The sequence below is a fragment of the Streptomyces sp. NPDC019937 genome, from assembly GCF_040631655.1.
In the GTDB taxonomy this organism is placed as follows: Bacteria; Actinomycetota; Actinomycetes; order Streptomycetales; family Streptomycetaceae; genus Streptomyces.
Genome location: NZ_JBEYAL010000015.1, coordinates 63,788 through 76,343, shown reverse-complemented (window position 1 = coordinate 76,343; position 12,556 = coordinate 63,788). Strand labels below are relative to the sequence as shown.

Annotated in this window: 12 protein-coding genes; 1 reads left to right on the top strand and 11 read right to left on the bottom strand. The window is 71.6% G+C overall.

Features of this window, described 5'->3' with window-relative positions:
* Nucleotides 1-24 precede the first annotated feature (24 nt).
* The 11 genes from ABZ562_RS17090 to ABZ562_RS17040 form a co-directional block, all read right to left on the bottom strand.
* Nucleotides 25-2,850 carry a DEAD/DEAH box helicase gene (locus tag ABZ562_RS17090; RefSeq protein WP_361479531.1) on the bottom strand — a complete coding sequence of 942 codons (2,826 nt, stop codon included), beginning with the start codon at nt 2,848-2,850 and terminating at the stop codon, nt 25-27.
* A gap of 106 nt (nt 2,851-2,956) precedes the next feature.
* Nucleotides 2,957-3,922: a twin-arginine translocase subunit TatC gene (gene tatC, locus ABZ562_RS17085; RefSeq protein ID WP_361479529.1), complete on the bottom strand. Its 966-nt coding sequence runs from the start codon at nt 3,920-3,922 to the stop codon at nt 2,957-2,959.
* A 62-nt stretch (nt 3,923-3,984) separates the two neighbouring features.
* Nucleotides 3,985-4,275 (bottom strand): Sec-independent protein translocase subunit TatA, encoded by a 291-nt coding sequence (tatA, locus tag ABZ562_RS17080; protein ID WP_361479526.1) that lies wholly within the window; start codon nt 4,273-4,275, stop codon nt 3,985-3,987.
* A gap of 213 nt (nt 4,276-4,488) precedes the next feature.
* Nucleotides 4,489-4,713: a hypothetical protein gene (locus ABZ562_RS17075; RefSeq protein WP_361479523.1), complete on the bottom strand. Its 225-nt coding sequence runs from the start codon at nt 4,711-4,713 to the stop codon at nt 4,489-4,491.
* A gap of 53 nt (nt 4,714-4,766) precedes the next feature.
* Nucleotides 4,767-5,030 carry a hypothetical protein gene (locus ABZ562_RS17070; RefSeq protein ID WP_055553417.1) on the bottom strand — a complete coding sequence of 88 codons (264 nt, stop codon included), beginning with the start codon at nt 5,028-5,030 and terminating at the stop codon, nt 4,767-4,769.
* Nucleotides 5,031-5,055: 25 nt separating this feature from the next.
* A complete protein-coding gene (locus ABZ562_RS17065) occupies nt 5,056-6,015 on the bottom strand; it encodes a WYL domain-containing protein (protein WP_361479520.1) in 960 nt (319 codons plus the stop codon).
* 20 nt (nt 6,016-6,035) lie between these two features.
* Nucleotides 6,036-7,013 carry a WYL domain-containing protein gene (locus ABZ562_RS17060; protein WP_361479517.1) on the bottom strand — a complete coding sequence of 326 codons (978 nt, stop codon included), beginning with the start codon at nt 7,011-7,013 and terminating at the stop codon, nt 6,036-6,038.
* 119 nt (nt 7,014-7,132) lie between these two features.
* Nucleotides 7,133-7,507 carry an FKBP-type peptidyl-prolyl cis-trans isomerase gene (locus ABZ562_RS17055; protein WP_055553411.1) on the bottom strand — a complete coding sequence of 125 codons (375 nt, stop codon included), beginning with the start codon at nt 7,505-7,507 and terminating at the stop codon, nt 7,133-7,135.
* 39 nt (nt 7,508-7,546) lie between these two features.
* The gene (locus ABZ562_RS17050; RefSeq protein ID WP_361479514.1) at nt 7,547-8,536 is read right to left on the bottom strand and encodes an FKBP-type peptidyl-prolyl cis-trans isomerase; all 990 of its coding nucleotides are present in this window, start codon (nt 8,534-8,536) and stop codon (nt 7,547-7,549) included.
* A gap of 126 nt (nt 8,537-8,662) precedes the next feature.
* On the bottom strand, nt 8,663-10,024 hold the full coding sequence (gene pafA, locus ABZ562_RS17045; RefSeq protein WP_361479511.1) for a Pup--protein ligase: 1,362 nt from the start codon (nt 10,022-10,024) through the stop codon (nt 8,663-8,665).
* Nucleotides 10,025-10,033: 9 nt separating this feature from the next.
* Nucleotides 10,034-11,293: an MFS transporter gene (locus ABZ562_RS17040; protein ID WP_361479508.1), complete on the bottom strand. Its 1,260-nt coding sequence runs from the start codon at nt 11,291-11,293 to the stop codon at nt 10,034-10,036.
* Nucleotides 11,294-11,424: 131 nt separating this feature from the next.
* Between ABZ562_RS17040 and ABZ562_RS17035 the strand changes: the two genes are divergently transcribed.
* Complete coding sequence (locus tag ABZ562_RS17035; protein ID WP_361479505.1) at nt 11,425-12,468, top strand: LacI family DNA-binding transcriptional regulator; 1,044 nt, start codon at nt 11,425-11,427, stop codon at nt 12,466-12,468.
* Nucleotides 12,469-12,556: the final 88 nt, after the last annotated feature.

The following is a 12,556-nucleotide window of genomic DNA, read 5'->3' as shown; positions in this document are numbered from 1 at the left end:
GTGATCCGGCCCTCGCGCTCCGCCTCAGCCGACGGAGGAGTACGCCACGACCCCGCGCAGCAGCCCGTCGACCGCCTTGCGGGCGCTGCGCGCCACCGTGCCGTCCGGGGCCGCCGCCGCGATCTGGCCCAGCACGTCGATCAGCTGCTTGCACCAGCGCACGAAGTCACCGGCGGGCATGTCCACTTCCCGCAGCAGCTCGTCGAGACCGTGGCCGGACGCCCAGCGGTAGGCGGCCCAGGCGAAGCCCAGGTCCGGCTCGCGCTGGCCGACCCCCTCCGCCTGGTTGATCCTGTGGTCCTCCTCCAGGGCGTCCAACCGGCCCCAGATACGGACCATCTCGCCCAGCGCCTCCTTGGCGGGGCCGGTGGGGAGCTTGGGCGGCAACGCGTCGTCCGCCGCCCGGGACTCGTACACCAGCGCCGAGGCGCACGCCGCCAGCTCGGCGGGCTTCAGCCCCTCCCACACGCCTTCCCGGAGGCATTCGCTGGCCAGCAGGTCCAGCTCACCGTAGAGCCGGGCCAGCCGCCTGCCGACGTCCGTGACCTCGTCACCGCGCAGATAGTCCAGCTCCGACAGCAGGGCGCAGATCCGGTCGAAGGTGCGGGCGATGGTGTTCGTACGCCCCTCGATGCGCCGCTCCAGCTGGCGGGTGTCGCGCAGCAGGCGGTGGTAGCGCTCGCCCCAGCGGGCGTGGTCCTCGCGGTCGGAGCAGCCGTGACAGGGGTGGGCGCGGATCGCGGCGCGCAGCCGGGCAATCTCGGTGTCGTCGGCCGCGCGCGAGCGCTCCTTGCGGTGCCGCCGCGCATCGTGGTGACCGGCCTTGGTGCGCAGCGCGGAGGCCAGGTCCCGGCGGGACTGCGGGCTGCGCGGGTTGAACGACTTGGGGATCCGCATCCGGTCCAGCGGCTCGACCGGCACCGGGAAGTCGATCGAGGCCAGCCGCTTGACCTGGCGCTCGGCGGTGAGCACCAGCGGGCGCGGCCCGTCGTGGTGCTCGAAACCGCGGTGGCGGTCCGCCCGCCCGGCGGCCAGCCCCGGGTCCAGCACCAGGGCGAGCCCGGCGAACTTGCCGGTGGGCACGTGGATGACATCGCCAGGGCGGAGCTTCTCCAGCGCCACCGCGGCGGCCGCGCGCCGCTGCGCGGCGCCCTGCCGGGCCAGCTCGGTCTCACGGTCCTTCAGCTCGCGGCGCAGCCGCGCGTACTCGTCGAAGTCGCCGAGGTGGCAGGTCATGGAGGCGCGGTAGCCCTCGAGGCCCTCCTCGTTGCGCTGCACCTGACGGGAGATCCCGACGACCGCCTTGTCGGCCTGGAACTGGGCGAAGGAGGTCTCCAGCAGCTCCCGCGAGCGGTGCCGGCCGAACTGGGAGACCAGGTTGACCGCCATGTTGTACGAGGGCTTGAAGGACGAGCGCAGCGGATACGTGCGCGTGCCGGCCAGGCCCGCGAGGGCGGCCGGGTCCATGGCGCGCTGCCACAGCACCACCGCGTGGCCCTCGACGTCGATGCCGCGCCGCCCGGCCCGCCCGGTCAACTGGGTGTATTCGCCGGGGGTGATGTCGGCGTGCTGCTCGCCGTTCCACTTGACGAGCTTCTCCAACACCACCGAGCGGGCGGGCATGTTGATGCCCAGCGCCAGGGTCTCGGTGGCGAAGACCGCCTTGACCAGGCCGCGGACGAACAGCTCCTCGACGACCTCCTTGAAGGTGGGGAGCATTCCGGCGTGATGGGCCGCGATGCCCCGCTCCAGGCCCTCCAGCCACTCGAAATACCCCAGGACGTGGAGGTCTTCGTCGGGGATGCCCGCGGTGCGCTCCTCGACTATCGCCCGCACCTGGGCGCGCGCCGCGTCGTCGTTGAGCCGCAGGCCCGCGTACAGACACTGCTGGACGGCCGATTCGCAGCCCGCCCGGCTGAAGATGAAGGTGATGGCGGGCAACAGCCCCTCGGCGTCGAGCCGGTCGATGACCTCGGCCCTGCCCGGGGTCCAGATACGGCTGCGCTGACGGCGCTCGCGCTCCCGGTCGGCTTCCCGCATATTGTTCCGCCCCCGGCGCTTGTCGCGGCCGAAGCCGGGGCGGCTGTTCTCCATCCGGGCCAGCCGGACGAGGTCGGGATTGACCTCGCGGCGGCCGGACTGGTCACCGTCCTGCCCGCTCTTCTCCTCGAAGAGGTCGTACATCCGGCGCCCGGCCAGCACGTGCTGCCACAGCGGCACCGGGCGGTGCTCGGAGACGATCACCTCGGTGTCGCCGCGGACGGTGTCCAGCCAGTCGCCGAACTCCTCGGCGTTGGAGACCGTCGCGGACAGTGAGACGAGCGTCACCGACGCGGGGAGGTGGATGATGACCTCTTCCCAGACGGCGCCGCGGAAGCGGTCGGAGAGGTAGTGCACCTCGTCCATCACCACATAGCCGAGGCCGACCAGCGACTGGGAGCCCGCATAGAGCATGTTGCGCAGCACCTCGGTGGTCATGACGACCACCGGGGCATCGGAATTGACGCTGTTGTCGCCGGTGAGCAGGCCGACCTTGTCGGCGCCGTAGCGCTTGACGAGGTCGGCGTACTTCTGGTTCGACAGCGCCTTGATGGGCGTGGTGTAGAAGCATTTGCGGCCCTGGGTCAGCGCCAGGTGGACGGCGAACTCGCCCACGATGGTCTTGCCCGAGCCGGTGGGGGCGGCGACCAGCACGCCCTTGCCGGCCTCGAGGGCCTGGCACGCCTCGATCTGGAACGGGTCCAGGGCGAAGGCGTACATCTCGCGGAAGGGGGCCAGCGCGGTGGCCTGCTCGGCGGCCCGGACGCGGGCCGCCGCATAGCGCTCGGCGGGAGTCAGCTCGTCGGTCATCGTATGTACGAGACTACCGGCCACCTCCGACAACGCACGCGATCTTTACGGCGGGATGGGGATCCGGGGCCCGGGAGGGCGGCCCCGGTCATCCGCCGGACAGGGCCTACGTGACGTCGTCGTACCCGTTGCGCCGCGCGGGCTCGTCACCGGCCGTCAGCTCGCCCGCGCCGACGCGCTCGGTCTCCTCGATGGCCTCCGGCACCAGATCCAGGCTCGACGCCTCGTCGTCGCTCAGGCCGAAGTCGGGGTCGGCGGCCCGGCGGCGCGCCCGGCGACGGTCGTTGACGAGGGCGACGGCGACCGCGCCGAAGTAGAGCACGGTGACCGGTCCGGCGAGGGCGAACATGCCGATCGGGTCGGTGCTGGGGGTGGCAACGGCGCCGAAGACCGTGATGCCCATGATCATGGCCCGCCACCAGCCGAGCATCCGGCGGCCGCTGAGGATGCCGGTGAAGTTCAGCAGGATCAGCAGCAGCGGGAGCTCGAACGCCAGACCGAAGACGACGATCATGCGGGCGAGCAGATCGAGGAAGTCGTCCAGCGGGAGCAGGTTGTTGGCCCCGCCGGGCGTGAAGTCGAGCAGGACCTTGGCGCTGGTCGGCAGGATCTTGTAGGCGAAGAAGGCGCCGCCGACGAAAAGCGGCACTCCGAGGCCCACGAAGAAGAGTCCGTACTTCTTCTCGTTGCGGTGCAGACCGGGCGCGAGGAACGCCCACAGCTGGTACAGCCAGACCGGGGTGGCGAGGACCAGACCGGTGGTGAAGGAGACCTTCAGCATGATCGTGAACGGCGACAGCAGACCGTTCACGGTGAAGTAGGCGCACTGCTTCTTGGCGTCGTTGTTGGCCAGCTGGGACAGCCGGGCGCCGCCCGGGCAGCCGACGGAATCCAGGACCGGTTTCATCAGGAAGTCGACGATGTCCTTGTAGAAGAACATCGCGACGATCGTGATCACGCAGATCGCCAGGACCGATTTCATCAATCGGTTGCGCAACTCGCGCAAGTGGTCCGCGAGGGGCATCCGCCCCTCAGGGTCCTTCTCCTTCTTGTTGCGGGCAGACTTGAGCAACCCACGTCCTCATCTCGTGCGTCGGACGGCGGCCGTCGGCGCCGCCTGCAAGTGGCCCTGGGTCAGCGCTTGGTGGTGTCGCTCGGTTCGGCTACCGGACGGGAGCTGGAGACATCGCCCGGGGCGGCCTGGATGGTGCGGTGCGCGCCCTGGTCCTGGCCGGGGTGCGGCGGGTCCGCCGGGGCGTCCTGGTCCTGCTTGCCTTCCGACTTCATCGCCTTGGCCTCGCTCTTGAGGATGCGGGCCGACTTACCCAGCGAGCGCGCCATGTCGGGGAGCTTCTTCGCACCGAACAGCAGCAGAACAATGATCAGGATGAGGATGATCTCGGTAGCGCCGAGCCTTCCGAACATATTCGTCTACCTTCTCACCGAGGCGGCTGGGGGGTGGGGCTGCCGACCGTTCGGACAAAAGTCCGGCAGCCGTGCTGTCAGCGATCGTAGCGCGCAGGGGTAAATGCAGGGCAATCCCCATGCAGACGCCTGGTTGCGGCCCTCCGCCTCGATTCCAGGGCCACGACCAGCCAGCGTACCCCGCTTGCCTGTGATGCAGCAGGGCGCCGTCGATCAGTGGCCGCGCACACCGCCACCGTCCCGGCGCACCGCTCCCACCTGCGCACTCAGCGGTTCCGTGGCCCGCTCCAGGTCCTCGGCGGCCCGGGTGATCCGGGCGGAGCTGTCCGACACCTGCCGGGCCAGTCTGCGCACCTCGGCGTAGACCCGCAACGAGAGCACGGCGAGGACGGCGATTCCGCAGGAGGCGAGGGCGAGGGCGAGCATCGGCCAGAGCATGGAACGACCCTATCGGGGCCGTAAGCGGCGCACGGCCGGCGGTCGGCCCGCCGTCAGACGGTCGAGTGCAGCCGCAGGGTGCGCACCCCGCCGCCGGTGAGCAGCTCCACGATCCGCTCCCCCGCGGGCTTGCGCACCGCGCTGCCGCAGTCGGGACAGGTGAAGGAGTAGAAGGTGGTGCGGTCACTGGCCCCGATCGCCAGCCGCAGCGCCCCGGCGGCCAGCTCGAACCGGCCCCGGCACTCCGGGCAGGCTGCCTTGAAGATCACCGAGGTGGGATTCCCCCCAGCGGTCACTGTGTGCGTCCCTTCACTCACCGCGAGCCGTCACTCACCGAAGCCGTCACTCACCGTAGGCCGCAAGCGCTTGCCGCGCCGCGTCCCGGGCGCTGTCCGCGAGCTCCTGCGGCGCGACGATCCGGCCGTCCCTGCCGAGCCGCAGCGCCAGCCGGCGCAAGCTGCCGGGGTCGGGGGCGCGCAGCGTGATCCGCAGGGCCCCGTCGGGCAGCTCCTCCGCGCTGTCGTGCGGGTAGTACTCGGCGACCCAGCGCCCGCCCGGGCCGACCTCGACGACCACCTCCGGGTCCTCGGCACCGGTCTGCACCAGCCCGGTGGACGGATCGGAGAGGTCGCGCAGCTCGATGGGGGGCGGGTCGGACGCCTCGTCCAGCAGCTTGATCTCCACGACCCGGTCGAGCCGGAAGGTGCGCCGGGCCTCCGACAGCCGGCACCAGGCCTCCATATAGGTGTGGCCGACGGCGAACAGCCGGATCGGGTCGACCTCGCGCTCGGTGACCTCGTCGCGCGCGGGCGAGTAGTAGCGCAGCCACAGCCTGCGGCGCTCGGAGATGGCCCGGTCGACGTCGGCGAAGACGCCGCCCTCGGACTCGAAGGTGACCGAGAGCCGGGAGCTGGCGCCCGCCACCTCGCCCGCCGCGGCCTCCAGCTTGGCGGTGGCCCGCAGCAGCGCCTCCCGGTCGCTCTCGCGCAGCCCGGGCAGGGTGGCGACCGCGCGGGCGGCGACGAGCAGCGCGGTGGCCTCGTCGGCGGCCAGCCGCAGCGGCTCGGCGACGTCGTCGGGGTTGTGCCACCAGATGCGCTCGCCGTCGGTGTCGATGTCCAGCAGGTCGCCGCCGCGGAAGCTGGTGCCGCACAGCGGCAGCACATCGAGGTCGGCGATCAGCTCGTCCTCGCTGATGCCGAAGGCGCGGGCGACCTCGGCGACACGGGCCCCGGGGCGCTCCCGCAGATACGTCACCAAGGACAGCATCCGGCGGGTCTGGTCAATGGCGTTTCCGGCCATGATGAAGTCGTTCCGTCCCCTCAGCCCTTGGCCACGGCGCGCAGCCGCTCGACGACATCCGCCCGCAACTCGTCGGGCGCCAGTACGACCACGTCCGGGCCGAATTCCACGAGCCAGGCGTCCAGCCCGTGTCCGTACGGGATCTCCAGCTCGTCCCAGCCGTCGTCCCCGGCGCGGGTGGTGAGCGCCTTCGCGCGCAGCGGATAGCCGTGCCCGGCCCGCACCCTGATCCGGGCGGTGCCGGTGGCGGTCTCCCCCGCCCAGCTCTCCACGGTCTCCCGCACGGTGGAGTGGTCGGGCACCTCGGCGGTGTACGCGCCGGAGCGCAGCCGCACCCGGCCGGTGATCCGGGAGAGCCGGAAGACGCGCTCGGCGGACCGCCCGCGGTCCCATCCGGCGAGGTACCAGTGGCCGCGCCAGCACTCCAGCGTCCAGGGCTCGACCTGGCGCTGCTCGGGGCGCGCGGCGTTGGACTTGCGGTAGTCGAAGACGACCGGGCGGCGGTCGCGGCAGGCGAGCATCAGCGGCTCGAACGCGGCCTCGTGGACCGGGATGTGCGGCTGCAGCGCGCTCTGCGGCTGGGTGTCGTACGGGTCCTCGGCGACCGGCATCCCGGCGGCGCGCAGCTTCTGCAGCGCGCCGCTCGCGGCGCCCGCGAGCCGGGCCTGCTGCCAGACCTTGGCCGCCAGGCCGAGGGCGGCGGCCTCCTCGGCGTCCAGGGTGATCGGGGGGAGGCGGTTGCTGTCCCGGCGGGCGAGGTAGCCGACTTCGCCGTCCAGGCCCTCCACCGTCTCGATGACCAGGCCGAGTTCGCGCAGATCGTCCTTGTCGCGCTCGAACATGCGGTTGAACGCCTCGTCCCCCGCGGCGGTGGGCCCGCTCGTCCCCTCCAGGTACGCCTCTATGGAGCCCCGCAACTCCCGTTTGGTCAGCGGACGCCGGGTTCCCAGCAGGCACAGCGCCAGATTCATCAGCCGCTCGGCCTTGGCAATCGCCATCGACGCCCTTTCTTCTTGACCTTACGACCGTGACCGTACCGCTCCGGACACGCACCGCAAAAGCTGGGGGTCCCCGCCCACAGGCGGGGACCCCCAGCTTTGACCCAGTACGTGGGGTCTCAGACGGAGACCAGGTCACACACGAAGATCAGCGACTCGCCCGGCTTGATCCGGCCGCCGCCGGCGCCACGGTCGCCGTAGGCCAGGTGCGGCGGGATGATCAGCTGGCGGCGACCGCCGACCTTCATGCCCTGCAGGCCCTGGTCCCAGCCGGAGATGACCTGGCCGACACCGAGCTGGATGCGCAGCGGGGTGCCGCGGTTGTAGCTCGCGTCGAACTCCTCACCGGTGGAGAAGGCCACGCCCACGTAGTGGACGGCGATGTTGTCGCCGGCCTTGGCGGCGGGCCCGTCGCCCTCCCAGATGTCCTTGATCTCCAGGTCCGCCGGCGGCTCGCCGCCCGGGAAGTCGACCTCGGGCTTGTCGATGCTCACGAAATTGCTCCTCGTTACGTTGTGGGCAACCCGCACACCCTACAGAACGGCCAGGATGTCGACGGTGAAGACCAGGGTGGAGTTGGCCGGGATGCCCTTCTGGGCCTTCTTCCCGTAGCCCAGGTCCGGGGGTACGACGATCAGCACCCGGCTGCCGGCCTTCTTGCCCGTGAGCCCCTGCGACCAGCCCTTGACGACCTGCTGCAGGGAGAACTGGGCCAGCTCGCCCCGCTTGTAGGTGGAGTCGAACTCCTTGCCGCCGTCCCACAGCACGCCCTTGTACTGCACCAGCAGCGCGTCCTTGGCCGTGACCTCGGGGCCGTCGCCCTCGATGACGTACTCGGAGACGAGCTTCTTCGGCGCGTCCTTCTTGGGGACGGTGATGGTGGGCGCCTTGCCGTCGGTGTTGTCGGTCACCTTGGGCAGGTCGATGTTGCTCTGCGCCACCTTCTTGCCCTTGGCGGAGCTCTTGGCGTCGAAGGCGCCCTTGAGGTCGATGACGAAGACCAGGGTGTCCGTGCCCTTGATGCCCGCCTGCGGCTGGCCCTGCTTGCCGTACGCGTACGCGGGCGGGACGGCCAGTTCCAGCCGGCTGCCGACGGTGCGGCCCACCAGCCCCTGGTCCCAGCCCGGGAGCACCTGGCCCTTGCCGATCGGGAACGCGGCCGTCTGCTTCTTGTCGTAGGTGTTGTCCACGACCTTGCCGCTGTTCCAGATCTGGGCGAGGTAGTGCACCTGGACGTAGTCGCCCTTGGCCGTCTTCCGCCCATCTCCCTTGATCACGGTCTTGACGGCGAGATCGGAGGACGGCTTCCCGCTGCCCTTGGCGACCTTCGGCTTCTCGCCGAACTCCTTGCCGCCGGTGATCTCCGGAACCGGCCCGCTCACGATCTTCCCGCTGGGTGCCGGTGAGGGCCCGGTCGGCTCCTGGGAAGGCTTGGCCTTGTCGGATCCTGACTTGTCGTCACCGCAACCCGCGAGCGTGAGCAGGCCCGCGGGCACGGCAAGGAGTACGGAGCGTCGGCGCACGGAGTCCTCGTTAGGTAGATCTTGCGATGGCCAATGCGCGCCACTTTACGGCGTGACGCGGGCCCCGTCCGAGAAACGCACGGGGCCCGCGTCATACATAAGCCGTACGCCGACTCAGGCGACCGTCTACATACCGGCGATGAGCTTCTCCACCCGGTCGTCGACCGAACGGAACGGGTCCTTGCACAGCACGGTGCGCTGTGCCTGGTCATTGAGCTTGAGGTGCACCCAGTCCACGGTGAAGTCCCGGCGCTGCTCCTGGGCGCGGCGGATGAAGTCACCGCGCAGTCGGGCGCGGGTGGTCTGCGGGGGCACCGACTTGCCCTCGAAGATCTTCAGGTCGTTGCACACCCGGGCCGCCTGACCGCGCTTCTCCAGCAGGTAGTACAGCCCCCGGCGGCGGTGGATGTCGTGGTAGGCGAGGTCCATCTGGGCGATCCGCGGATGGGACATGGTGATGTTGTTCTTCGCCCGGTACCGCTCGATGAGCTGGTACTTCATCACCCAGTCGATCTCGGTGGAGATCCGGTCCAGCTCCTCGGTGCGGATCGCCTCCAGGGTGCGGCCCCACAGCTCCAGCACCCGCTCGACGGTGCCGGTGCGGATGCCCCGGCGCTCGCAGAAGTCGACGGCCTTCTCGTAGTACTCCTGCTGCACCTCCAGGGCGGACGCCTCGCGCCCGCTGGCGAGCCGCACCTTGCGCTGCCCGGTGATGTCGTGGCTGACCTCGCGGATCGCCCGGATCGGGTTCTCCAGGGTCAGGTCGCGCATCACGGTGCCCGCCTCGATCATGCGGAGCACCAGGTCGGTGGCGCCGACCTTGAGCAGCATCGTGGTCTCGGACATGTTGGAGTCGCCCACGATGACGTGCAGCCGCCGGTAGCGCTCGGCGTCGGCGTGCGGCTCGTCGCGGGTGTTGATGATCGGCCGGGAGCGGGTCGTCGCCGAGCTGACGCCCTCCCAGATGTGCTCGGCGCGCTGGCTGACGCAGTAGACCGCGCCACGCGGGGTCTGCAGCACCTTGCCCGCCCCGCACAGCAGCTGCCGCGTCACCAGGAACGGGATGAGAATGTCGGCGAGCCGGGAGAACTCCCCGTGCCGGGCCACCAGATAGTTCTCGTGGCAGCCGTAGGAGTTGCCCGCCGAGTCGGTGTTGTTCTTGAAGAGATAGACGTCGCCCGCGATTCCCTCCTCGTGCAGGCGGCGCTCGGCGTCGACGAGCAGCCCTTCGAGAATGCGCTCGCCGGCCTTGTCGTGGGTGACCAGCTCGGTCACGTTGTCGCACTCGGGTGTGGCGTATTCCGGGTGCGAACCCACGTCGAGATAGAGGCGGGCACCGTTGCGCAAAAAGACATTGCTGCTACGGCCCCACGAGACGACACGGCGGAAGAGGTACCGCGCCACTTCGTCAGGAGACAACCGGCGCTGTCCCCTGAATGTGCACGTGACGCCGTACTCGTTCTCCAGCCCGAAAATGCGGCGGTCCATGCCTGAACATTACGCCTGATGGCCTGCTCTGAAACCGGGTTCGGCGGCATGGCTCCGATCATTTTCCGGACGAAGGTCATCCGGCGTTCGCCCCGGCGCCTCCTTCAGGTGCCTCCGGGCGGCCAGCAGGACGGCCAGGGCGGCCGCTCCGGCGGCCCCCGGGACGACGAACCCGAGGCCCGCGCCGCCCAGCTGCACGGCGGGGCCGGCGGCCGCCGTGCCGACCGAACTGCCCACCACGAAGGTGGTCACGAGCCAGGAGAACGCCTCGGTGACCGTCCCCGCCGGGGCGTGCCGGTCGATGACGACGAAGGCACACGCGAGCGCCGGGGCCAGGAACACCCCCGCCACGCCCGCGAGGGCCGTCATCGCGGGGACGCCCGGCACCAGGACGAGCGGCACATAGCCGAGCGCCAGGGCGGCCACCAGCAGCCGCAGCCGCCGCTCGGGCGGGCCGGCCCACGGGCGGGCCCCGTAGACCACGCCGCCGACCAGCGCGCCCGCGCCGAGCGCGGAGAGCAGATAGCTGGAGACCATGCCGCCGCCGTGCTCGTCGGCGTACGCGACGGCGGCCACCGCGATCGCGCCGAGCGCGGTCCCGACGAAGAAGAACGAGCCGAGCAGCACCAGCATCCCGGAGGAGCGCAGCGCGCCCAGCCAGTGCGCCTCGCGCGGCGCGGAGCGCCACCGCCGGGACGGCGGGGACACCACGACGGACAGCGCGCCCAGGACCCCGGCCGCGTTGATGACCAGCAGCGCGGCCGCCTCGGACCAACCGGCGACCAGGAGGGTGACCAGCAGCGGGCCGACGGCGAACATCACCTCCTGGGCCACGGCGTCCAGCGCGTACGCCGCGTGCACCTGGTCCCCGCGGCGCAGGACGTCCGGCCACAGGGCCCGCAGCCCGCCCTCCAGCGGGGGCGTGAACAGGCCCGCGAGCAGCATGGCGACGTACGCCACCGGCAGCGGATCGAGGCCCACGACGGCGAACAGCGTCATCCCGAGCGCGGACACCACGGCGGCCGGGAGCATCACGACCGGCTGGCCCCAGCGGTCCACCGCCCGCCCCAGCAGGGGCTGCCCGATGGCGTTGGCCACGCCGTAGACGGCCGAGAGCGCCCCGGCGAGCGCGTAGCTCCCGCCCTCGGAGCGGGCGAAGAGCACCACGGCGAGCGCGGCGGTGGCGTTCGGGAGCCGGCCGATCAGCGTGCCGGTGAGCAGCCGTGCCGCGTGGCGGGTGCGCAGCAGTTCCCCGTAACCGGCGGCCATGACTGCCCCTCCTGGTGGGTGATGGATCGAGTTTTACGTATAACGACGCGACGTTATACGTACCATGGCGGCCTGCCCCGGGTCCACCCGTGGCGGGCGGACAGCGGGGACGGACGGAGCGGAGGCGAAGGGTGGCACACGGGACCGCACAGGGGACCGGACCGTCCGCGGCGCGGGTCACCAGCCGGGACGTGGCGCGGCGCGCCGGGGTGTCCCAGGCGACCGTCTCCCTCGTGCTCGGCGACAAGTGGCGCGGACGGGTCTCGGAGCGCACCGCGGACGCCGTGCGGGCCGCGGCGCGCGAGCTGGGCTACCGGCCCAACCTCGCGGCGCGCAGCCTGCGGCTGGGCCGCACCCGGACCGTGCTGCTCGTCGTCCCGGCCCTGACCAACGAGTTCTTCGCGCACGTGTACACCGGCGCCGCCCGGGTCGCCGCCGACCACGGCTTCGGCGTGGTCCTCTACCCGTCCCCCGAGGGCGTCGGCCCGGCCCGGGACCCCTTCGACTCCGCGCGGGCCTCGCTGGACGGCGTGATCGCCTCCTCGATGGCCGCCGACGCGCTGGCCGCGGTGCGCGGGGGCGGGCTGCCGCTGGTGATGCTCGACAGCGACCCCGACGACCCGGCCGCCGCCGCCACCGTCAACCTGGACATCGGCGACGGCATGCGGCGGGCGGCGGAGCATCTGCTGGGACTCGGACACCGCCGGATCGTCCATGTGGCGGCGGCGGTGGGCTCCTGGACCTTCCGGGTGCGCGCCCGGGCCCTGGCCGGGGCGGTGCGCGCGGTGCCCGGCACCGTGCTGCACACCGAGCGCGCGGCGCTGGGCGTGGAGGAGGGGCGGCAGGCGGCGCTGCGGGCGCTCACCGGCCCGGGGCCCCGGCCCACGGCGCTGATGTGCGACGACGACATCCTCGCGGCGGGCGCGTGCAAGGCCGCCCGGCGGCTGGGGCTGCGGGTGCCGGAGGACGTGTCGGTGACCGGCGTCGACGACCTGGCGCTGGCCACGGCGGTCGAGCCGGAGCTGACCACCGTGACGCTGCCCGCGCAGGCGGTCGGGGCGGAGGGGATGCGGGCGCTGATGGCGGTCCTGGACGGGGAACCGGCCGGGGACACGACGCTGCCCGTGGAGCTGGTCGTACGGGACTCCAGCGCCCCTCCCCCGCCGGGCGGATGAGGCGCTGACACCCGTCGTGGGGGGGGGGGGCCCCCCCCCCCCCCCCCCCCCCGGCGGAGAAAAAAACCAACCGCACGGACCGAACCAG